General features: G+C 61.5%; 17 protein-coding genes. 3 read left to right on the top strand and 14 right to left on the bottom strand.

Going from position 1 to position 22,521, the window contains the following annotated elements:
• Positions 1 to 169 precede the first annotated feature (169 nt).
• The 13 genes from ACSQ3Y_RS06975 to ACSQ3Y_RS06915 form a co-directional block, all read right to left on the bottom strand.
• Positions 170 to 1,648 carry a glutamate synthase subunit beta gene (locus ACSQ3Y_RS06975; protein ID WP_428002429.1) on the bottom strand — a complete coding sequence of 493 codons (1,479 nt, stop codon included), beginning with the start codon at positions 1,646 to 1,648 and terminating at the stop codon, positions 170 to 172.
• A 53-nt stretch (positions 1,649 to 1,701) separates the two neighbouring features.
• Positions 1,702 to 6,438, bottom strand: a complete 4,737-nt coding sequence (locus tag ACSQ3Y_RS06970) for a glutamate synthase-related protein (RefSeq protein ID WP_436176835.1) — start codon at positions 6,436 to 6,438, stop codon at positions 1,702 to 1,704.
• A gap of 179 nt (positions 6,439 to 6,617) precedes the next feature.
• The gene (locus ACSQ3Y_RS06965; RefSeq protein WP_436176834.1) at positions 6,618 to 7,322 is read right to left on the bottom strand and encodes a transposase; all 705 of its coding nucleotides are present in this window, start codon (positions 7,320 to 7,322) and stop codon (positions 6,618 to 6,620) included.
• 127 nt (positions 7,323 to 7,449) lie between these two features.
• Complete coding sequence (locus ACSQ3Y_RS06960) at positions 7,450 to 8,394, bottom strand: class I SAM-dependent methyltransferase (protein WP_436176833.1); 945 nt, start codon at positions 8,392 to 8,394, stop codon at positions 7,450 to 7,452.
• A complete protein-coding gene (locus tag ACSQ3Y_RS06955; RefSeq protein ID WP_436176832.1) occupies positions 8,391 to 9,023 on the bottom strand; it encodes a DUF1415 domain-containing protein in 633 nt (210 codons plus the stop codon). Before ACSQ3Y_RS06955 ends, ACSQ3Y_RS06960 begins: the two co-directional genes overlap by 4 nt.
• Positions 9,024 to 9,124: 101 nt before the next feature.
• Positions 9,125 to 10,297, bottom strand: a complete 1,173-nt coding sequence (locus tag ACSQ3Y_RS06950) for a deoxyguanosinetriphosphate triphosphohydrolase (protein ID WP_436176831.1) — start codon at positions 10,295 to 10,297, stop codon at positions 9,125 to 9,127.
• 66 nt (positions 10,298 to 10,363) lie between these two features.
• Positions 10,364 to 11,515 (bottom strand): 3-dehydroquinate synthase, encoded by a 1,152-nt coding sequence (gene aroB / locus ACSQ3Y_RS06945; RefSeq protein ID WP_436176830.1) that lies wholly within the window; start codon positions 11,513 to 11,515, stop codon positions 10,364 to 10,366.
• A 170-nt stretch (positions 11,516 to 11,685) separates the two neighbouring features.
• On the bottom strand, positions 11,686 to 13,206 hold the full coding sequence (locus ACSQ3Y_RS06940; protein ID WP_436176829.1) for a putative Ig domain-containing protein: 1,521 nt from the start codon (positions 13,204 to 13,206) through the stop codon (positions 11,686 to 11,688).
• Between the two features lie 10 nt (positions 13,207 to 13,216).
• On the bottom strand, positions 13,217 to 15,355 hold the full coding sequence (gene pilQ, locus ACSQ3Y_RS06935) for a type IV pilus secretin PilQ (RefSeq protein ID WP_436176828.1): 2,139 nt from the start codon (positions 15,353 to 15,355) through the stop codon (positions 13,217 to 13,219).
• Complete coding sequence (locus ACSQ3Y_RS06930) at positions 15,352 to 15,897, bottom strand: pilus assembly protein PilP (RefSeq protein WP_436176827.1); 546 nt, start codon at positions 15,895 to 15,897, stop codon at positions 15,352 to 15,354. Before ACSQ3Y_RS06930 ends, pilQ begins: the two co-directional genes overlap by 4 nt.
• On the bottom strand, positions 15,894 to 16,586 hold the full coding sequence (locus tag ACSQ3Y_RS06925) for a type 4a pilus biogenesis protein PilO (RefSeq protein WP_436176826.1): 693 nt from the start codon (positions 16,584 to 16,586) through the stop codon (positions 15,894 to 15,896). Before ACSQ3Y_RS06925 ends, ACSQ3Y_RS06930 begins: the two co-directional genes overlap by 4 nt.
• A 3-nt stretch (positions 16,587 to 16,589) precedes the next feature.
• The gene (locus ACSQ3Y_RS06920) at positions 16,590 to 17,198 is read right to left on the bottom strand and encodes a PilN domain-containing protein (protein WP_436176825.1); all 609 of its coding nucleotides are present in this window, start codon (positions 17,196 to 17,198) and stop codon (positions 16,590 to 16,592) included.
• Complete coding sequence (locus ACSQ3Y_RS06915) at positions 17,195 to 18,274, bottom strand: pilus assembly protein PilM (RefSeq protein ID WP_057205121.1); 1,080 nt, start codon at positions 18,272 to 18,274, stop codon at positions 17,195 to 17,197. The genes ACSQ3Y_RS06920 and ACSQ3Y_RS06915 overlap by 4 nt, the downstream gene beginning before the upstream one ends.
• Positions 18,275 to 18,540: 266 nt before the next feature.
• On the opposite strand from ACSQ3Y_RS06915, the gene ACSQ3Y_RS06910 reads away from it, so the two are divergent.
• A complete protein-coding gene (locus tag ACSQ3Y_RS06910; protein ID WP_436176824.1) occupies positions 18,541 to 20,952 on the top strand; it encodes a penicillin-binding protein 1A in 2,412 nt (803 codons plus the stop codon).
• A 70-nt stretch (positions 20,953 to 21,022) separates the two neighbouring features.
• Here ACSQ3Y_RS06910 and cyaY read toward each other — a convergent pair whose 3' ends face one another.
• Complete coding sequence (gene cyaY / locus ACSQ3Y_RS06905) at positions 21,023 to 21,352, bottom strand: iron donor protein CyaY (RefSeq protein ID WP_057205126.1); 330 nt, start codon at positions 21,350 to 21,352, stop codon at positions 21,023 to 21,025.
• On the opposite strand from cyaY, the gene lptM reads away from it, so the two are divergent.
• A complete protein-coding gene (gene lptM, locus ACSQ3Y_RS06900) occupies positions 21,326 to 21,574 on the top strand; it encodes an LPS translocon maturation chaperone LptM (protein ID WP_436176823.1) in 249 nt (82 codons plus the stop codon). The genes cyaY and lptM overlap by 27 nt on opposite strands.
• A 118-nt stretch (positions 21,575 to 21,692) precedes the next feature.
• Entirely contained in the window at positions 21,693 to 22,517 is an 825-nt protein-coding gene (locus ACSQ3Y_RS06895; protein WP_436176822.1) for an MBL fold metallo-hydrolase, read from the top strand.
• Positions 22,518 to 22,521 lie beyond the last annotated feature (4 nt).

Here is a 22,521-nt window from a genome sequence, read left to right as displayed (position 1 = left end):
ACCTGTCCAGTACACCAGTGTCTGGTATTCCCGGAGAGACATTGCTTCCAATTGTGCCTATATCCAGCGTCGCGCGTGCGCAACGGTCTTTCCTGGATGGGCACCCTGCTGCACGCCATGAAAAACGGCGCCACCAGGGCGCCGCTCTCAGCCGTTGCCTTGCCAGCAATCAGCGCGGCAGATCCGAGTAGCCCATGAGGAACTCATCGACCGAACGCGCGGCCTGGCGGCCTTCGCGGATGGCCCAGACCACCAGGGACTGGCCACGGCGGATGTCGCCTGCGGCAAACACCTTGGGGGCGCTGGTGGCGTAGCCGCCATCGAACTCGGTGGTGGCGCGGGCGTTGCCACGGGCGTCCTTGTCGACACCGAAAGCTTCGAGCACGGCCGCCACGGGGCTCACGAAGCCCATGGCCAGCAGCACCAGGTCGGCCTTGAGGATCTGCTCGGAGCCGGCGACCTCGACCATCTTGCCGTCCTTCCACTCCACGCGCACGGTCTTGAGGCCGGTGACCTTGCCCTTCTCGCCGATGAACTCCTTGGTGGAGATGGCGAATTCGCGCTCGCAGCCTTCTTCATGGCTGGAGCTGGTGCGCAGCTTGATCGGCCAGTAAGGCCAGGTCATGGGGCGGTTCTCGACCTCGGGCGGCTGGGGCATGAGTTCGAACTGCGTGACGCTGACGGCACCATGGCGGTTGCTCGTGCCCACGCAGTCGCTGCCGGTGTCGCCGCCACCGATCACGATGACGTGCTTGCCGTCGGCGCGCAGCTGGTTCTTGAGCTTGTCGCCGGCGTTGACCTTGTTCTGCTGGGGCAGGAACTCCATGGCGAAGTGGATGCCGTCGAGGTCGCGGCCGGGCACGGGCAGGTCGCGGCTCTGCTCGGCGCCGCCGGTGAGCAGCACGGCGTCGAACTCGGCCTGCAGTTGCTCGGGGGTGACGGTTTCCTTGGCCCAGTTGGTGACCTTGGAGCCCTTGCCCAAGCCGTCCTTGGCGGCGCCGACGAAGACGCTGGTGCGGATGGTGACGCCTTCGGCCTTGAGCTGGTCGGCACGGCGGTCGATGTGAGTCTTTTCCATCTTGAAATCGGGGATGCCGTAGCGCAGCAGCCCGCCGATGCGGTCGTTCTTCTCGAACAGGGTCACGTCGTGGCCCACGCGCGCCAGTTGCTGGGCTGCGGCCATGCCGGCCGGGCCGGCGCCGATCACGGCGACCTTCTTGCCGGTCTTGTGCTTGGATGGCAGCGGCTTGACCCAGCCCTCTTCCCAGGCGCGGTCGATGATGGCGTGCTCGATGGACTTGATGCCTACGGCGTCGTCGTTCACGTTGAGCACGCAGGCCGCCTCGCAAGGTGCGGGGCAGATGCGGCCGGTGAACTCGGGGAAGTTGTTCGTGCTGTGCAGCACGGCGATGGCGCTCTTCCAGTCGGCCTGGTAGACCAGGTCGTTGAAGTCCGGAATGATGTTGTTCACAGGGCAGCCGCTGTTGCAGAACGGCGTGCCGCAGTCCATGCAGCGCGCGCCCTGCACCTTGGCCTGGGATTCATCCAGGCCGATGACGAATTCCTTGTAATGCTTCAGGCGCTCGCCGACGGGCTTGTAGCCCTCTTCGATGCGCTCGTACTCCATGAAGCCGGTGGTCTTTCCCATGATTGCGTGTCCTTGTCTATGAATGCTGTGCAGGTGTTCGGTGGGGCAGCGCCTTACTTGGCGGGCACGGCCACGTTCTTGGAGGCCGGGGCCACCGCGGGGGTGGCAGGCTCCTCGAGCACCTTGCGTTCATAAATCTCGGCCAGCGCGCGCTTGTACTCGGTCGGGAAGACCTTGACGAACTTGCTGCGCGATGCCGCCCAGTTGTCGAGCAGTTCGCGCGCGCGCTTGCTGCCCGTCCAGCGGTTGTGGTCTTCCAGCAGCTTCTTGAGCTGGGCTTCGTCGGTCTGGCCGTTGTGCCAGATGGCGCGCGGCACGGTGGATTCCTGCTCGGACGAGGGCAGGATGCGTTCGAGCGTGACCATGGACATGTTGCAACGCGTGTCGAACTGGCCGTCTTCGTCGTAGACGTAGGCCACGCCGCCGCTCATGCCAGCCGCGAAGTTGCGGCCGGTCTTGCCCAGCACCATCACGGTGCCGCCGGTCATGTATTCGCAGCCATGGTCGCCCGTGCCTTCGACGACCGCCGTGGCACCCGACAAGCGCACGGCAAAGCGTTCGCCGGCCACGCCGCTGAAGAAGGCTTCACCCGTGGTGGCGCCGTACATCACCGTGTTGCCCACGATGGTGTTGCGCACCGAATCGCCCCGGAAGTCGATGCTGGGGCGCACGACGACGCGGCCGCCCGACAGGCCCTTGCCGGTGTAATCGTTGGCGTCGCCGATCAGGTACAGCGTGATGCCGCGCGTGAGGAAGGCGCCGAAGGACTGGCCGCCCGTGCCTTCGAGCTGGATGCGGATGGTGTCGTCCGGCAGGCCTTCGGGGTGGGCACGCGTCACGGCCCCCGAGAGCATGGCGCCCACGGAGCGGTTGACGTTGCGCGCCACCTCGATGAACTGCACGCGCTCACCCTTGTCGATGGCCGGGCGGCTGCGCTCGATGAGCTTGCGGTCGAGCGTGTTCTCGATGTTGTGGTCCTGCACGTCCACGTGGAAACGCGGCACGTCGGCGGGCACGTTGGGCTGGGCGAAGAGGCGGCCGAAGTCGAGGCCGCGGGCCTTCCAGTGGGCGATGCCAGAGCGCGTGTCCAGCAGGTCGGAGCGGCCGATCAGGTCATCGAACTTGCGGATGCCGAGTTGGGCCATGATCTGGCGCACTTCTTCGGCGATGAAGAAGAAGTAGTTGACCACGTGCTCGGGCTTGCCCGAGAACTTGGCGCGCAGCGCGGGGTCCTGCGTGGCCACGCCCACCGGGCAGGTGTTCAGGTGGCACTTGCGCATCATGATGCAGCCTTCGACGACCAGAGGCGCCGTTGCAAAGCCGAATTCGTCGGCTCCGAGCAGCGCGCCGATGGCGACGTCGCGGCCGGTCTTCATCTGGCCGTCGGCCTGCACGCGCACGCGGCCGCGCAGGCGGTTGAGCACCAGGGTCTGCTGGGTTTCGGCCAGGCCGATTTCCCAGGGGCCGCCTGCGTGCTTGATGGACGACCAGGGCGATGCACCCGTGCCGCCGTCGTGCCCGGCGATCACGATGTGGTCACTCTTGCACTTGGTGACGCCTGCAGCAATCGTGCCCACACCGACTTCGGACACCAGCTTGGTGCTGATGCTGGCGTGCGGTGCCACGTTCTTCAGGTCGTGGATGAGCTGGGCCAGGTCTTCGATGGAGTAGATGTCATGGTGCGGCGGGGGCGAGATCAGGCCCACGCCGGGCACGCTGTGGCGCAGCTTGCCGATGTAGTTGGAGACCTTGCCGCCGGGCAGCTGGCCGCCTTCGCCAGGCTTGGCACCCTGGGCCATCTTGATCTGGATCTGGTCGGCCGAGGACAGGTACTCGGCCGTGACGCCGAAGCGGCCCGAGGCCACCTGCTTGATGCGGCTGCGCAGGGAGTCGCCATCCTGCAGGGGCAGGTCGACTTCGACGTTCTCGGCGCCGATGACGCTCTTCAAGGTGTCGCCGAGCTTGATCGGGATACCCTTGAGTTCGTTGCGGTAGCGCGCGGCGTCCTCGCCGCCTTCGCCGGTGTTGCTCTTGCCGCCGATGCGGTTCATGGCCACGGCCAGGGTGGCATGCGCCTCGGTGGATATGGAGCCCAGCGACATGGCGCCAGTGGCGAAGCGCTTGACGATCTCCTTGGCAGGCTCGACCTCGTCCACGGGGATGGCCTTGGCAGGGTCGATCTTGAACTCGAACAGGCCGCGCAGCGTCATGTGGCGCTTGCTCTGGTCGTTGATGATCTGCGCGTATTCCTTGTACGTATTCCAGTTGTTGGCACGCGTGGAGTGCTGCAGCTTGGCAATGGCGTCGGGGCTCCACATGTGCTCTTCGCCACGCGCGCGCCAGGCGTATTCGCCGCCGGCGTCGAGCATGGTTTCGAGCACCGGGTCGTCGCCGAAGGCGGCCTTGTGCATGCGGATGGCTTCCTCGGCGATCTCGAACACGCCGATGCCTTCAACGCGGCTGGCGGTGCCCGTGAAGTACTTGCCCACGGTGTCGGTGTTCAGGCCGATGGCCTCGAACAGCTGAGCGCCGCAGTAGCTCATGTAAGTGCTCACGCCCATCTTGGACATGATCTTGGACAGGCCCTTGCCGATGGCCTTGACATAGTTGTAGATGGCCTTGTCCGGCGACAGGTCGCCGGGCATGTTCTTGTGCATCTCGGCCAGGGTTTCCATCGCGAGGTAGGGGTGCACGGCTTCGGCGCCGTAGCCGCCCAGCACGGCAAAGTGGTGCACTTCGCGCGCAGTACCGGTCTCGACCACCAGGCCGGCCGTGGTGCGCAGGCCAGCGCCCACCAGATGCTGGTGGATGGCCGACAGGGCAAGCAGTGCGGGGATGGCCACCTGGGTAGCACTCACGGCGCGGTCGCTGACGATCAGGATGTTGGCGCCGCCCTTGATGGCGTCCACGGCCTGCGCGCACAGCGAGGCAAGCTTGGCTTCCACGCCCTCACGGCCCCAGTCCAGCGGGTAGGTGATGTCGATGGTGGCGCTCTTGAACTTGCCCTGCGTGTACTTTTCGATGTCGCGCAGCTTGGCCATGTCGGCGAAGTCGAGCACGGGCTGGCTCACTTCGAGCCGCATGGGCGGGTTGACCTGGTTGATGTCCAGCAGGTTGGGCTTGGGGCCGATGAAGCTGTTGAGCGACATCACGATGGCTTCGCGGATCGGGTCGATCGGCGGGTTGGTCACCTGGGCGAACAGCTGCTTGAAGTAGTTGAACAGCGGCTTGTTCTTGCCCGAGAGCACGGCCAGCGGGCTGTCGTTGCCCATGGAGCCGATGCCCTCCTCGCCATTGCGGGCCATGGGGGCCATCAGGAACTTGATGTCCTCCTGCGTGTAGCCGAAGGCCTGCTGGCGGTCAAGCAGTGGCAGCGTGGAGGCTTCGGGCGCAGGCGCGTCGGCTGCGGCGTCGATGCTGTCGAGCTTGATGCGCAGGTTTTCGATCCACTGCTTGTAGGGCTTGGTGTTGACGACGTTGGCCTTGAGCTCCTCGTCGTCGATCATGCGGCCCTGCTCCAGGTCGATCAGGAACATCTTGCCGGGCTGCAGGCGCCACTTGCGCACGATCTTGTTCTCGGGGATGGGCAGCACGCCCGATTCCGAGGCCATGATGACCAGGTCGTCGTCGGTGATGCAGTAGCGCGAGGGGCGCAGGCCGTTGCGGTCCAGCGTGGCGCCGATCTGGCGGCCATCGGTGAAGACGATGGAGGCCGGGCCATCCCAGGGCTCCATCATCGCGGCATGGTATTCATAGAAGGCGCGGCGGCGCTCGTCCATGGTGGTGTGCTGCTCCCAGGGCTCGGGGATCATCATCATCACGGCCTGGCTGATGGGGTAGCCGGCCATGGTCAGCAACTCGAGGCAGTTGTCGAACGTGGCGGTGTCGGACTGGTCGGCGAAGCTGATGGGGTAGAGCTTGTGCAGGTCGGCCGCGAGCACGGGCGAGGCCATCACGCCTTCGCGCGCCTTCATCCAGTTGTAGTTGCCCTTGACGGTGTTGATTTCACCGTTGTGCGCCACGTAGCGGTACGGGTGGGCCAGCGGCCATTCGGGGAAGGTGTTGGTGGAAAAACGCTGGTGCACCAGACCGATGGCCGAGACGCAGCGCTCGTCCTGCAGGTCCATGTAGTAGGTGCCCACCTGGTCGGCCAGCAACAGGCCCTTGTAGACCACGGTGCGGCTGGACATGCTGGGAACGTAGTATTCCTTGCTGTGCTTGAGCTTGAGGTTCTGGATGGCGGCGCTGGCGGTCTTGCGGATCACGTACAGCTTGCGCTCCAGCGCGTCCTGCACGATCACGTCGTTGCCACGGCCGATGAAGACCTGGCGCAGGATGGGCTCCTTCTTGCGCACGGTGGGCGACATGGGCATGTCGACGTTCACTGGCACATCGCGCCAGCCGAGCAGCACCTGGCCTTCGGCCTTGATGGCGCGTTCCATCTCCTGCTCACAGGCCAGGCGCGAGGCATGCTCCTTGGGCAGGAAGATCATACCCACGCCGTACTCGCCGGCCGCAGGCAGCGTGACGCCCAGCTTGGCCATCTCTTCGCGGTACAGCGCGTCGGGGATCTGGATCAGGATGCCTGCGCCGTCGCCCATGAGCTTGTCGGCACCCACGGCGCCACGGTGGTCGATGTTCTCCAGGATCTTCAAGGCCTGCGTCACGATGTCGTGGCGCTTGACGCCCTTGATATGGGCGACGAAACCGAGGCCGCAGGCGTCGTGTTCGTTGGACGATGAATACAAACCGTTTTGTTGGAGATGCTGGATCTCGGCAGCCGTGGTCATGGCGCACTCCTCATGAATTTTCGCAGGGAGTTCAAGATTAGTGCATTGCAACATGCAAGGCAAGCACATTAATTGGGGTCAGATTCTTATTAAATTAACCAACTGAATAAGTCGGATTTAATTGGGGACATATCAAAATACACGAATTCGAATGGAGGTGAGCGCTTTGGCAGGCAGGCTCAGGCCTCCTCGGAATCTGCTGACATTGCGGGTCGACCCGGCTTGGCCTTGGCCACCCTGCGGGGAGTCAGCTTTTGCAGGTCGGCCACGAAGTCGGGCTCGCCCATGGCCCAGCCGCTCAGCGCGGATTGCGTGATGGACTGGATCTGCTTGTCGCCCAGGCCCGACTGCACCAACGCCGCGTAGGCAGCTTCACGCGCAAAAGGCGTGTTGCCCAGCGCCCAGTACAACGCATGGGTGGTGAGCAGCTTGTCGGTGCGCAGCCCCAGCCAGTGGCCATGGCTGGACCAGGGGTAGTCCGCTGCGCGCGCAGCCATGCCGGCGCGCACGGGGTTGAGGTCGATGTAGACCATGCAGGCCAGCAGGTAGCGCTCCGACTGGATGACGGTGGAGCGGTAGCGCCCCTCCCACAAGGTGCCCGTGCGGCCATGGCGCTGGTTGAAATAGCGCACGTAGCTGCGGCCGATGGACTGCATCATCTGTGGCAGACCGTCGCCAGTGGACGGAGTGGCCAGCAGGTGGAAGTGGTTGTCCATGAGCACATAGGCATGCAGGGCCACCTGGAACTTGCGCGCGTTTTCGTCCAGGAGTACCAGCATGGCCTCGAAGTCGGCCCGGTCCAGGAAGATCGCCTGGCGGTTGTTGCCCCGCTGGATCACATGGTGGGGAAAGCCGGGCAGTGTCAGTCGGGGCAGGCGGGCCATGGAAGGCAGATGGTCGAAAAGATGGTGCGGGATAGGCATGATATACCTGTCCCCATTTCCGTCGCCATGCCGCGAGGGCCGCCAACTGGCCGACGATGCCCGCGCTCCACGGGCATCCGGCGAGGCGCTAAGGCGCAGCAGCTTCGGCGCTATCCACCTGTGCCTCGGCCAGGGGCTGCAGCCCGAACCGCCCGGCCATCGCCTGCTCCAGCCCCATTTCGCGCAGGATGGCGCGCAGCCGCTCGGCCGCGCTACGCTTCTTCTGGCCGGTGTAGCGCGCGACGATGAGCTCATTCTTCATGCTGTGCTCCCATCCGACGAGCTCGGTCACCGTGACCTGGTAGCCACTGGCCTCCAGGTACAGGCAGCGCAGCACGTTGGTGACCTGGCTGCCCAGCTCGCGCGTGTGCAAGGGGTGACGCCACAGCTCGGCCAGCGGCGTGCGCGCCAGCTGCAGCGCCTTGCCCTGGCGCAGGCAGGCCGCCATCTCGGCCTGGCAGCAAGGCACCAGAACCATGGCGCGGGCCCGCTTTTGCAGGCCGAAGGCGATGGCATCGTCGGTGGCGGTATCGCAGGCGTGCAGCGCGGTGACGACGTCGACCTGCGCGGGCAGTTCGGCGGCATCGGCCGATTCGGCCACCGACAGGTTCAGAAAGGACATGCGGCCAAAGCCCAGCCGCTGGGCCAGCGCGCGCGACTTATCCACCAGCTCGCTGCGCGTCTCGATGCCATAGATGTGGCCGCGCGAGAGCGCCTTGAAATACAGATCGTAGAGGATGAAGCCCAAGTAGGACTTGCCCGCCCCATGGTCGGCCAAGCTGGGGCTGTGCCCTTCGACCGACAGCTCGGTGAGCAGGGGCTCGATGAAGTTGAACAGGTGGTACACCTGCTTGAGCTTGCGCCGCGAATCCTGGTTGAGCCGACCATCGCGCGTTAGGATGTGCAGCTCCTGCAGCAGCTCCAGCGACTGGCCAGGGCGCAGCTCGGACAGCAGGTCGGCATGCGGCGCTGCCGCGCCCTTGCCCTTATTTGCAGGCTTGCTGGCTCCCGGTTTGTTGTGAGGCGCATTCATGCTGCACCTCCCGTCGCAGGCGCAGCCGTGCAGCCCGCACCGACCTGCAGCGCCTCCCACCCCGGCATGCCCAGTTTTTCAAGCACTTCGATATTGCGTTCGTAGATGGTCTCGGCCTCTGGAAAGACTTCCACCGCGCGGTCGATGCTTTCTTCGCGCAGCAGATGCAGTGTGGGGTATGGGGAGCGGTTGGTGCAGTTGGTCACGTCGTCCGCACCGGTGCCAGCAAACTGGAACTGTGGATGGAAGCTAGCGATCTGCAGTGTGCCGTCCAGCTCGAGTTCGTCCAGCAGGTCTTCCGCCTCGCCGAGAAAGTCGTTGAAATCCAGGAAATCCGCCAGCAGCGGCGTGGGCACGACCAGCAAGGTGGTGTCCCTGACGGCAGCGTCCATCCCTGCCAAAGCAAGCAGCTCTTCTCGCAGATCGGCCAGCAGCTGCTGCGCATCGACGGCGGCACTCACCACATAGTGGATCTGCCCCTTGGCGTGCACGCCCTTGGCAAAAGGGCACAGGTTCAGGCCGATGACGGCGCGTTCCAGCCATTGCACCGTGTCGCGAACGGCCGGGTGCGCGGCAAGGGACGAAGGGGCCTCGATCGATGGCGAGGCCGCAGAAGAAAAAGAGTTCATGCAAAGGCGCTGGGCGCGCGCGTGGGGTGGCTGGCAATTTTAACGGGCAGGCCCCAATCAGGTCTTTTGGTCCCCTTTCGACCCGATCCAGTGCCCATCCGTCAGTCGAGCAAGCGTTGCCCCGTCAGGCGCTCGTGCTCGCGCGCCGCGAAGCGGTCCGTCATGCCCGCGATGAAGTCGGCAACCGCTCGCGCCTTGACCGCGCCATCACTGGTGTTGGCCTGCTGCGCGAAGGCGTGGTTCATCTCTTGCGGCGCCTGCACATAGGCGGCGAAGAGGTCCCGCACGATCTGCTGCGCACGCCCGGTGGTCTCCATCACCTGGGGGTGGCGGTACAGGTTCTTGAACAGGAAGCGCTTGAGCACCGTGGACTGCTCCCGCATGGCGTCGCTGAACATCACCAGCGGCGCACAATGCCGCACCGCGTCGGCGCTGTCCGGCGCCGCCTGCACGAGCGCCGCCGAGGTGGCGTCGATCACGTCGTACACCTGGGCGCTGAGCATGAGGCGGATGGCCTCGAACAGCAGGCGGCGGTGCATGGCGGCATCGTTCAGGTGCGGGTGCGCGGCCTGGGCCGAATGGCGGTACCGGTCGAACAGGGGCACCTCGCCCAACTGGGCCAGGCTGATGAGACCCGAGCGCACGCCGTCGTCGATGTCATGGGCGTTGTAGGCGATCTCGTCAGCGAGGTTGCACAGTTGCGCCTCCAGCCCGGGCTGCTCGCGGCGCAGGAAGCGCCCACCGACCCCACCGGGTTCCGCGTCTTCGAGCTGCTGTGCGTGTACACGCGAACAATGCTTGAGGATGCCCTCGCGCGTCTCGAAGCTGAGGTTCAGGCCGTCGAACTGGGGGTAGCGCTCCTCCAACTTGTCCACGACCCGCAGGCTTTGCAGGTTGTGCTCGAATCCACCGTGGTCGGCCATGCAGCCGTGCAATGCGTCCTGCCCGGCATGGCCAAAGGGCGTGTGGCCCAGGTCGTGGGCCAGCGAGATGGCCTCGACGAGGTCTTCGTCGAGGCGCAGCGAGCGCGCAATCGACCGGCCCAGTTGAGCGACTTCCAGCGAGTGCGTCAGGCGTGTGCGGAACAGGTCGCCTTCGTGGTTGAGAAACACCTGGGTCTTGTAGACCAGCCGGCGAAACGCCGTGGAATGCACGATGCGGTCGCGGTCGCGCTGGTACTCCGTGCGGGTCGGTGCCGGCGCCTCCGGATACCGCCGCCCCCTGCTCTGCGACGACAGGCTGGCATAGGCGGCAAGGCCGGGCCTACTGGTCAAAGTGCCTGTTGCCACTTGATAGGTAATGGTGCAGCTGCGCGGACAGGACAGAGGCCCGCCACGCCGTTACCGGCAGCACGCATCAATCACCTCCCGGACCAACTTGTCGGGAGCGGCGCGGACAATCGCCTTGCCGGGACCATCGATGAGCACGAAGCGAATTTCACCCGCCTCGGATTTTTTGTCGATGCGCATGAGTTCCAGGTAACGGCCGGCATTGTCCGCCGCGTCGAGGACAGGACCCCTGATAGGCAGCCCCGCACGCTCGATGAGCGTGATGAGTCGCTGCACGAATGCACCATCGACCAAGCCCAGCCGGAGCGAGAGTTCGGCTGCCATCACCATGCCGGCACCCACGCCTTCGCCATGCAGCCACACGCCATAGCCCATGCCCGCCTCGATGGCATGGCCAAAAGTGTGGCCGAAATTCAGGATGGCCCGCAGGCCTCCTTCGCGTTCGTCCTGGCTGACCACCCAGGCCTTGATCTCGCAGCTACGGCGCACGGCATGGGCCAGCGCGACCCGGTCACGGGCGCGCAGCGCATCCACAGAGGATTCCAGCCACTGCATGAACTCCATGTCTGCAATGGGCCCGTACTTGAGCACTTCAGCCAGCCCAGCGCTCATCTCGCGCGCGCTCAGGGTGTCGAGCGTGGCCAGGTCGCACACCACCAGCCGGGGCTGGTAGAACGCACCCACCATGTTCTTGCCCAGCGGGTGGTTGATAGCTGTCTTGCCCCCCACCGATGAGTCCACCTGCGCGAGCAAGGTGGTGGGAATCTGCACAAACGGAACGCCGCGCATGTAGGTCGCGGCGGCAAAGCCAGTCATGTCGCCAATGACACCGCCGCCGAGCGCAAACAGCACGACCTTGCGGTCGCAGCCATGGGTCAGCAAGGCATCGAAGATGCGCTGGAGGGTTTCCCAGCCTTTGAACTCCTCGCCATCCGGTAGTTGCACCGTGTGCACGACTGGGTAGCGCTTGCGCAATGCCTCCACCACCTGCGCCCCATACAGAGGGCCCACCGTATCGTTGGTGACGACCAGCGCCGATGTTCCACTGGGGAGCACCAAGCCTTCTTGGAGGCGGCCGAGCAGACCCGCACCGATTTCGATGTCGTAGCTGCGATCGTCCAGGTCGATGGAGACTCTGTGCGAGGCGATCTCTGCAGGAGATGCAAACCGTGAAGCGGGGACCAGATCAACTGTTTCAGACATAGGGCCCTAGTTTACGCAGAATGGCGCCGGGACCGCCAAGGTGACGGCATGCCGGCAAGCCTTCAATAGGAAAAACCCCGTGGGTCCAGGACCCACGGGGTTTTTCAATTCAGCAGAGATGCACTCAACAGATCCGAAAACTTCGAACCTTGCCGAGCGCCCCTTGCATATTACGAAGTGCAAGCCGCCGTGTTGGCACCAATCTGCACAGACACCTGCTGGGTGACGGTAACTGCACCACGCGTTGCCGTCACGAGGAACCTGGCATTGCACGATGCAGTGGGAGTACCGCTGATCACGCCATTGTTACCAGTACTGCCACCCACCAAACCTGCAGGCAAAGGAGTGGGGGCGAAGGTCCAGACCACGGGGTCAGTTGCGTTTCCACCGGAAACGGACAGGCTGTAAAGGTAGGCTTCACCAACATTTGCTGCGGGCAGAGAGCACGTGGCGCTGCCGTTGCTCACACAGCCGTTGATCGCCAGGGGATTCGGGACTACCGCTCCGCCACTGGCGGCAACAGTAAACTTCACATTGCCAAATACCTTGGTGCCTGCAGCATCGACCACGGTAATCACGCCACTGTAAACACCAGCAGGTCCCTGAGGCGAGCCACTCACGATGCCATCATTGCTGATGCTCAGGCCCCCTGGCAAGGCTACTGCCGACCATGTATAGGGTGCAACGCCCCCTTGTACACCGAAGGCGGTTGCAAACGGCAGGCCAATAGTTACGTCCTGATCATCCAGTGCTGGCAAGGCTAACGGTGCCGCTGCGACCTGGTCGTTGACCTGAATCGCTTGAAGCGACGTCACTGGATCCTGGATGCCGTTGGTGATGTCATTATCGAAGCGGTCGGTGACATACTGCAGCATGATCGGACCGCTAGTTGGGCCGCTGGAAAGCGAGAACAAACCCACGCCGCCAATAGTGCGCACTTGCAACACACTTCCCGACTGGTTGGCTTGGAGCAAGCGTGCGCCGACCGCAGCAGGCCCCATAGGGCGGATACTTACCTGAAGGTTGGGAGCAGAAGGCGTAGGAATCGGCTGATTGGCATCATCCATGACAAATGCCTGAACACTGATATTGTTGCGGTAGGGCAGTCGCGCGCTGGCGTCTCGCGACAGCAGCACGAAAGGTGAATTGGCAATACCCACCACGCTAGCAACCTTACCGGTGGCGGCGCCCACCACAATATCCACACTGGCGCTGTAAACCTTGTTATCGCGGGGATCCGTCACCGAGCACACCACACGTGCCGTACCTGCTTGATTAGCTGAGTGGAAGTGGAACGAAGCGCCGCCAGAATTTGCACCCAGAACTACAGACCTGAACGGCAACTGATTTCCGTCATCGTCTTCGTGTTCGTCATCTCCATCGAGATAATACAAGGCACCGGAATCGAGGCCCTGCACGATATTACAGCCGAAAATCTCCTCGCCACCTGGAATTGGATTAGAACCGACCCGAGCATCCACGTACAAGGTAGTGGTAAACGGGGCGAAAGCACCGCTATCGGCTCGTGCATTTGCGATATTTATAGGCAACTGGGACTTTGCAGCAGTCAAAGTAATGCGGTACTGGAGATTAGACTCTCCGCCGCTACCTCCACCACCGCCACATGCGGCCAGCAGAGCAGCCGAGGACAGGAGAAAGGCTTTCCATAATTTCTTCATTTTCTTTCCCATTTCAAAAACTTTAACGGAATGCCGAGCGATCAGTGATGACCTTGGGCGTAATGAAAATCAACATTTCCTGCTTGTTAGCTGATTTCGAGCGTGTCTTGAATAGGTTCCCGACGCCTGGAATATCACCCAAGAAAGGTACTTTAGTCTCGGTGTTGTCCTCAAAGAGCTCAAAAATACCACCAATCACAACGGTTCCGCCATTTTCCACCAGCACTTGTGTCTTGATGTGTTTGGTGTTGATTGCCCGAACATTGTTCAAAACTTCACCAGGACTGTCTTTATTGACATCCAGATCAAGAATAATATTCCCTTCAGGCGTGATCTGTGGGAGCACTTCCAATTTAAGAACAGCTTTCTTAAACGCAATCACTGTACCGCCGTTCGGTGCCGTCACTGGGTAAGGAAACTCTGTACCTTGCTCAATGGAGGCTTTCGTCTGATCCGCTGTTACAACACGCGGGCTGGAAACAATCTTGCCCTTGCCATCAGCCTCCAAAGCAGAAATCTCAAGATTCAAAAACCGATTGGCAGCGGAATTGAAAATAGATATTGCAAAACTGGATGGATCGTATCCACCAATGGCGGTCGCAGGCAGATTGACAAAGTTACCATTTGTATTGACTGCACCACCAGCAGACGTAGATGCTACCGCATTGCTGTAGTTGGTTCCAAAGCCAATGCGGTTGCCACTGGTTCCCAACGAGTATCCACCGTCTCCACCGCGCGCAGCGCGGAGATCGGTGGCACCCAATCGCACACCGAGAGAGCGCCCGAAGGTATCAGAAGCCTCCACGATTCGCGCTTCGATCATAACCTGACGCACTGCTACATCCAAAGTGGAAAGAAGCTGGCGCACCTCCTCAAGCTTGTTTGCAGTATCGGTCACAAACAGTTGATTGGTACGCGGCTCAGCAATGGCACTTCCACGCTCGCTCAAAAAGCGATTTGAGGTGCTACCGCCACCCCCAGCATTAGTGGAAAGCTGCACAACCATATCTGCAGCTTTGGCATAGTTCATCTGAAACGCTTGTGTTCTTAACGGCTCCAGCTTCTGGATGGCCAACGCGGCCTCAAAGTCCTTCTTGGTTCGGTCATCGATTTCATCTTTGGGAGCAATCCAAAGCACGGAACCATTCTTTCTCATGCCAAGACCCTTGGCGTCCATGATGATCTGCAAGGCCTGATCCCAGGGCACATCTTTAAGTCGCAACGTCAGAGCGCCAGTGACAGTGTCGGAGGTCACGATATTGAAGTTGGTGAAGTCGGCAATCACCTGTAGCAAGGAGCGCACTTCGATATTCTGGAAATTCAGCGACAATTTTTCACCACTGTATCCAGGCCCCTGCGTCAGCTTGGTCAGATCAACTTTTTTCTGGCGCACTTCCACCACGAACTGATTGTCGCTCTGGTAAGCGCTGTGCTCCCACTCGCCCACCGGTTCGATCACCATACGGACTCGCTCACCCTGCTGAGTAGTCGATATGATCTGCACGGGCGTTCCGAAGTCAGTAACATCCAAGCGCCGCCGCAGCCCTTCGGACAAAGAAGACTTCAGGAAATCCACGGTCAAGCCTTTGCCAATAGGCCGCAAATCTACCCCAACCTGATTATTGGGCAGTGTGACAACAACCCTGCCAGAGCCATCAGCACCCCGCCGAAAGTCAACATCTTTGATGGCCATTACTTCGGCATTTGCGCTTTCTGCAAAACTCACAGGCTGCGAGGTGGTGGCGACCACGGGGGATGCGGTGGCATCCAGGTAGACCAGCACGGACTTTCCCTGGAGTTCCGTACGGTAGGAAGACGCCTGCTTCAAATTCAGCACCACCCTCGACCGCCCAGGAGCCTGGACAAGATTCGCCGAGCGGATATTCCCTTGATTGATCTGGACTGTCGATTTCCCCAAAGCACTGGTCGTGTCCGGGAAATCCAATGCAATGCGCGCAGGCGATTGGATCACAAAGCCGGTTGGCAATGCTGCCACGGGCTCTGAAAAATCAATGCGGACAATCTCGACCCCACCTTGCATAGCGCCCGAGATATTTTCAATGGAGCCTTGCGCCCATGCCAGCGAAGACGCTGTTACCGACATGGCAAAAAGTATGCCTCGATTCATCAATCGAATCATCCCGAAATTGTTTTGCTTCATTTTGTTACCCCTTCTTGCAACTCAAGCGACGTCGTCCGTTCAATCCAGTCACCAGTCGCATCCTGCACGATCTCACGCAGTTGAATGGCTGTTTCATTGATGGAAGTAATTCGCCCATAACTCTGCCCAAGGTACTGGCCTACCGCGACCTGGTACAGCAACTTGTCGGCCGTGACCAAGGCGGCGGGTTGACCTTTCTTTTGCAGACTGCCAACCATCTTGATGGTGTCCAGCGGGTACGCCTCCAAGGGTTCTTTGCGGCGAGCCATCTCCGGTGCAATCAATGCCGCGTTCGACGCAAGTTGCGTCGAGTCCCTGCGCAGAGCCTGGGTCAGCTTTAACGGATTGAAGGGCTCCAATTTCACGTCCGCTGTGTATGCTTCTGGCTTGAATTGCTTGGGCTCGGCGATAGGAGTGACACGCGGCTTGGCCTGTGCCCGCTCTTCACTGATCCATTGCCGCACTTCGTCCTCACCCGAAGAAACACACCCGGCCAGAACTGCAACGCAAAAGAGGATCAAACTGCTTTTCAGAACTTTCATTGTGCAGCCCCCTTCGCCACCGTGCTGCGCTGAGCCTGAATCTCCTCGGCATCCAGATAACGGAACGTGCGGGCTGTGGCATCCATGACCAGAACGGGATTTCCCATGTCCTTCTCTTTACCCTGAGGCACAGCAATCGCCACATCGTTCAACGTAACGATACGTGACAAATGGGCAATATCAGAAGCAAAAGCCCCCATGTCATGGTACCGCCCTGTTACTCGAACAGCGATAGGCAGCTCTGCGTAATATTCACGCACAACGACCTGCCCTGGCCGAAAGAGCTCAAACTGCAAGCTTCTCCCCAAGCCAGATTGATTGATATCGGAGAGAAGAGCCGCCATCTCAGCCTTGCTAGGGAGTTGTTTTTCCAATTGAATCACGTATTGCTGAACCTGCTCGCGCTGCTTCTTCAAAGCATCCAGGCTCACTGCTTTTTGGAGCTTGTTTTTGTAATCCTCGCGCAGTGTCAACTCGGTCGTTTTTTCTGTTTGCAGTTCCGCCTCATAGTCCGCCAGCTTGACAAACCAGAGCGCAGTAGCAACCGCTATAGCGATGAACAAACACAGGATATACCGGGGCAGCGGTGGCCACAGCGAAGGGTCCTTGGTGTCCAGATTGGTGAACTGGCGTCGCAGATTCGCAAACTGCTCAGACACATCGACTTTTTGAATTTTGTTTTTTGCCATGGGTCAGCCTTTAGCAGAACTCGCCGCTGTTTCCATCGCCTTGCGGGCTTCGCTGGATTTCACCAATTGGAAGCGAAGGTTGAATGATGCCACCCGCCGGATATCCCGTGAAGTCAGCTCCACATTGCTCGCCACAATTTCCACTAGTTCAGGTTTTGACAACCAGGGCGTGTTGTTGGAAAGATTGCGCAGCATTTCCGAGATGCGCTCATTGGACTGCGCAACGCCCTTGATTTCGATCGACTGGTTGGTCTGCTTCAAACTTGTCACATACACCCCGTCAGGCAGTTGCTTGACCAGCTCCGTCAACAAGTGAACCGGCAGATTGCGGTCCGCCTGCAGATCTTCCACGGCTTTCTGGCGGGCGCGCAGCGCAGCGATTTCTTCTTCGATCGTGGCGATTTCCTTGATCTGGCCTTCAAGCACCTGAATTTCAGCCTTGAGAACCCCATTTTTGGCCTGCTGGTCCGCAATCAGCGTTTGCAGAACCCAGTAAATCAGCCCGGCGATCAGCAAGCCGACGATGGCAGAAGCCACCATCGTCGCCTGAAATCCTTCACGGCGGCGCTTTCTGGCGGCTTCCCGGTGGGGGAGTAAGTTAATCAATATCACTGCAGAAACCTCCGCATGGCAAGGCCGCACGACGTCAGATAGGACGGTGCCTCGCGCACCATCTTCTTGAGCCGTACCGAGCTCCCGATTTCCATGCCATCAAAAGGATTGGCCAGACTGCAGGCGAAACCTGTTTGCTGGGTGACCGCTTCCGTCAAGCCGGGCAGCGGAGCAGAACCGCCTGCCAACACGATGTGATCGATGCGGTTGTGCGGCGTGCTGGTGAAAAAGAATTGCAATGCCCGGGCGATTTCCTGGGCCATGTTGTCCACAAAGGGGCGCAACACGGCCGCCTGGTAATCCTCGGGCAGATCGCCATTGCGCTTCTTGTTCTCAGCCTCTTCGACCGAAAAACCATACTGCCGGACAATCAGCTGGGTCAGTTGCGCGCCGCCGAATGCCTGGTCGCGGTCATACACCACCTCGTCATTGCGAATGACCTGCATGCTGGTGGTCACGGCGCCCACCTCGAACAGTGCCACCAGGGCGTCCGTACCCTTGTTGGGCAAGGCTTCGATCAGGCGGCTGGCCGCCAGGCGGGAGGCATTCGATTCAATGTCCACCACCACCGGCTTGAGCCCGGCGGCTTCTGCCAGCCCCTGCCGGTCCTGCACTTTTTCCTTGCGGGATGCGGCAATGAGCACTTCCACATCACCTGGGGAACTCTTGCTGGGTCCTATGACACAAAAGTCCAGACTCACCTCGTCCAGAGAGAAAGGAATGTACTGATTTGCTTCAGACTCCACCTGCACTTCCAGCTCCTGCTCGGTCATGCCGCCTGGCAGCGTGATCTTTTTGGTGATCACGGCCGAGGGCGGTAAAGCGAGCGCCACATTTTTGGTGCGAGTGCCGCTTTTCTTGACGAGGCGACGCAGGGCTTCCGCCACTTCGTCGAACTTTTCGATATTGCCATCAGTGATCCAGCCGCGTTCCAGCGGCTCGATGGCGCAGCGCTCAAGGACCAGGCCTCCCGCCTTGTCCCGCCCCAACTCGACCAACTTGACGCTGGATGAGCTGATGTCGATACCCAGCAGAGGCGCAGCCTGGCGACTGAACAAAGATCCCGTTGAGATCAAGATGGGTCCCCTGTAACTTGTCTAAATGACGCAACAAAACTTAACACTTCACATGAATGCTATCAGTAAGATAGTTCACCGGCAAAGAATTTTCCCCATCTGATCCGTTCGGAGCGTTGCCAAAACCACACGATCTCCTGAGTGGCTTCTGCGCAATTGCAAGACCGCAAAGCGGCTGCCATGACCGCCGGTCGGGGCCTTTTGGTCGTTTGCACTGAAAGAGGCTCCGACATTTTTATAATGCAGGCTCCACCAATCGGAGCGATATGCCGCCGCCATCTTCTTCACAGCAAAAGCCAACCGACCCTTCGACCGCCGCTTCCGCGCCCTCCCGCCCCACTTGGCTTCGCTGGTTGATTCGCTTCGTGCTGTGGACCACGGGTCTTGCCGTCGCGGGCGCTCTTGGCCTGCTGCTGACCATTGCGGTGGCACTGTCGGTGGCCTACCCCAACCTGCCGGACATCTCCGATCTGGCGGACTACCGCCCCAAACTGCCTCTGCGGGTCTACTCCTCCGAGGGCGCGTTGCTGGGTGAATTCGGCGAAGAGAGGCGCAACCTCACACCCATCCAGGAGATCCCCAAGGTCATGAAGGACGCGGTGCTGGCCATTGAGGATGCGCGCTTCTTCCAGCACGGTGGTGTGGACTACAAGGGTGTGATTCGCGCCGCGCTGGCCAATCTGGGCCGCGTCAAAAGCCAGGGGGCTTCGACTATCACAATGCAGGTGGCGCGCAATGTTTATCTGTCATCAGAAAAAACATTTACTCGCAAAATTTACGAAATATTACTGACATTCAAGCTGGAGCATATGTTGACCAAGGACCAGATCCTTGAGATTTACATGAACCAGATTTACCTGGGCAACCGCGCCTATGGATTTTCTGCAGCCGCAGAGGCTTACTTCGGTAAACCGCTCAAATCCATTTCGATTGCCGAAGCCGCCATGCTGGCTGGCCTGCCCAAGGCACCTTCGGCCTACAACCCCATCAGCAACCCCAAGCGTGCCCGCTCGCGCCAGCTGTACATCATCGAGCGCATGGAAGAAAACGGCTTCATCACCTCCCAGGAAGCCATCGCCGCCAAGAAGGAAGACCTCAAGATCCGCAGCGGCCCGGATGCCACTCGCATCCATGCCGAGTACGTGGCCGAAATGGCGCGCCAGCTCATTTTCACGCAGTATGGCAACGAGGCCTATACCCGGGGCCTGAACGTGTACACCACCCTGAATGCGGGGGAGCAGGAAGCTGCCTACACCGCGCTGCGCCGAGGCATCATGGACTATGAGCGCCGCCAGCAGTACCGCGGCCCCGAAAAGTTCGTGGCACTGCCCACCGCCGCCCAGGAAGTCGAAGATACCGTGGACGATGCACTGGCCAACCACCCCGACAACGGTGACGTGCTGGCAGCCGTGGTTCTGGAAGCCGGGCCGCGCAAGATCGTTGCCGCCAGAGCCAATGGCGACAATCTGGAGATCACGGGTGACGGCCTGAAGCCAGCCCAGTCTGGCCTCAGCGACAAGGCACCGCCCAATATCAAGATCCGCCGCGGCGCCGTGATCCGCGTGGTCAAGACCCCCAAGGGCGCCTGGGAGATCACCCAGTTGCCCGAGGTCGAGGGTGCGTTCGTCGCCCTCGACCCCCGCAATGGATCCATCCGCGCGCTGGTGGGTGGCTTTGACTTCGACAAGAACAAGTTCAACCATGCGGCCCAGGCCTGGCGCCAGCCCGGCTCCAGCTTCAAGCCGTTCATCTACTCGGCGGCGCTGGAAAAGGGCTTCACCCCTGCCACGGTGATCAACGACGCCCCGCTGTTTTTTGACGCGGGCACCACCGGCGGCCAGCCCTGGGAACCCAAGAACTACGACGGCAAGTACGACGGCCCCATGACCATGCGCACGGGCCTCGCGAAGTCCAAGAACATGATCTCCATCCGCATCCTGCAGGCCGTGGGCCCCAAGACCGCGCAGGAATGGGTGTCGCGCTTCGGCTTCGATGCCGAGAAGCACCCCGCCTACCTGACCATGGCCTTGGGCGCGGGCTCGGTCACACCACTGCAGATGGCCTCGGCCTACTCGGTGTTCGCCAACGGCGGCTACCGCGTGAACCCCTGGCTGATCGCCAAGGTCACGGACCACAAGGGCCGCGTCATCTCTGAAGTCACGCCACCAGCAGTGTCCGAATTGCCGCGCGCCATCGACGCACGCAACGCCTTCGTGATGAACAGCCTGCTGCAGGAGGTCACCCGCTCCGGCACCGCCGCGCGCGCGCAGGGCACGCTGAAGCGCCCGGACATCGGCGGCAAGACGGGCACCACCAACGATTCGGTGGATGCCTGGTTCGCCGGTTACCAGTCGACCATCGCCGCAGTGACCTGGATCGGCTACGACACGCCGCGCAACCTGGGAAGCCGCGAAACCGGCGGCGGCCTGAGCCTTCCGGTGTGGATCAGCTTCATGGAACGCGCGCTCAAGGGCGTTCCAGTGAGCGAACCGGTCGTGCCGCCCGGTGTGGTGAACGTCGGCGGAGAATGGTTCTACGAGGAATATGCGCGCAACGCAGGCATTGCCAGCGTGGGACTGGAAGAGCAGCAGCGCACCAGCGGTGGACCCGATGTGGCGCCGCATGCGCCGCCACCGACGGAAGAGCGCAACCGCATCCTCGACCTGTTCCGCAATTGATAGCCACCGCTTGAGATCAAGGGCCGCCGCGTGCGGCCCTTTCCCATTGCGCGCGGCTGGTTCGCGCGCGTCAGGCGGAAAAGGCCAGCGGCATCCCCGACTGGGTGCGCGCATCCTCGGTCAGCCGCGCAAAGAACTCGCCACCCCCCTTGGTGTCCTGCCATGCCGAGCCATCGAACTTGTAGTGGTAGCCGCCGGACTTCGCAGCCATCCACACCTCGTGCAGCGGTTTTTGCAGGTTGATGACGATCTGGCTGCGGTTCGCGAAGCTCAGCGTGATCATGCCGCCCGAGCGCTGGTTGTCGATGTCGGCGTCTGTGGTGTCATTGAGTTCATCGCAACTGCGCTCAACGGCCGCCAGCAGTTTCTCGGCATGGTCCTGAAATTCAAGGTCAGTCATTACAATTCGCGCATGTTGAAAGCATCCCAAATTCTAGTCAGGACGCTTGTCCTTGCTGCCAGTGCGGCGGCCATCGTGGGTTGCGGTCAGCGCGGCCCGCTGTTCCTGCCCTCCGGTCCCGCGGCCGCGCAGCGCGCCACTCTGCCCGAAACCCTCACGCCTGGCGCCACTCCCTCGACGGCCACATCGGCGCCCCAGCCCCCCGCCTCTACGGCACGCTGACCCCGTCTTAGCCAACAGGGCATCCCCTGGCCCCTGATTGACAATGGCTTGATTTCCATCAAGCCGCTTGGCCATGCGCCATCCTACAGTCGGTTTTTCACTGCACTGCGGCATTGCCATGGCCATCGAACTGTACCGAGACAAGAACCACGCCTGCCTGATGTTCACCGATCTGATCGAGGAGGATGGCCAGGCGGTACAGGCCAACCAGTTCCTGATCGTCGACGACGGCACCGGGGCCATCATCGACCCCGGCGGCAACCTCGCGTTCAACGAGCTGTTCATGGGCATGACCCAGCACTTCCCGCCGCACAAGCTGTCCTACCTGATCGCCTCGCACGCCGACCCGGACATCATCGCCTCGCTGGACCGCTGGATGACCAGCACCAAGGCCTCGCTGGTGATCTCGCGCGTCTGGGAGCGCTTCGCACCGCACTTCACCAAGGTCGGCAAGACCGAGAACCGGGTGATCGGCGTGCCCGACAGCGGCGGCCGGCTGCCGCTGGGCCGCAGCGAGCTGGTGCTGCTGCCCGCGCATTTCCTGCACTCCGAAGGCAATTTCCACTTTTACGACCCCATCAGCCGCATCCTCTTCACGGGTGACCTGGCCGTGTCGATGACCTCGGGCGCGCAAGCGGGTATTCCGGTCACCGACCTGGCTGCGCACATTCCGCGCATGGAGGGCTTCCACCGCCGCTACATGGTCTCCAACAAGATCCTGCGGCTGTGGGTGCGCATGGCGCGGCAGATGGACATTGCCATGCTCGTGCCGCAGCATGGCGCCCCCATCCTGGGCAAGAAGGCCATCAACGACTTCTTCGACTGGGTGGAGAACCTGATGTGCGGCATCGACCTCTTCGACGACCGCGCCTACCAGATCCCGACGGCCTTCATCGACCCCGTCACCCGCCAGATGCGGCCTGCGCTGCGTACCGTCGGCTGACGCC

The organism is Acidovorax sp. LjRoot66, assembly GCF_964253305.1.
Classification (GTDB): domain Bacteria; phylum Pseudomonadota; class Gammaproteobacteria; order Burkholderiales; family Burkholderiaceae_C; genus Acidovorax.
Note: the sequence above shows the minus strand (reverse complement) of the source record. Positions and strands in the feature narration are given on the sequence as shown.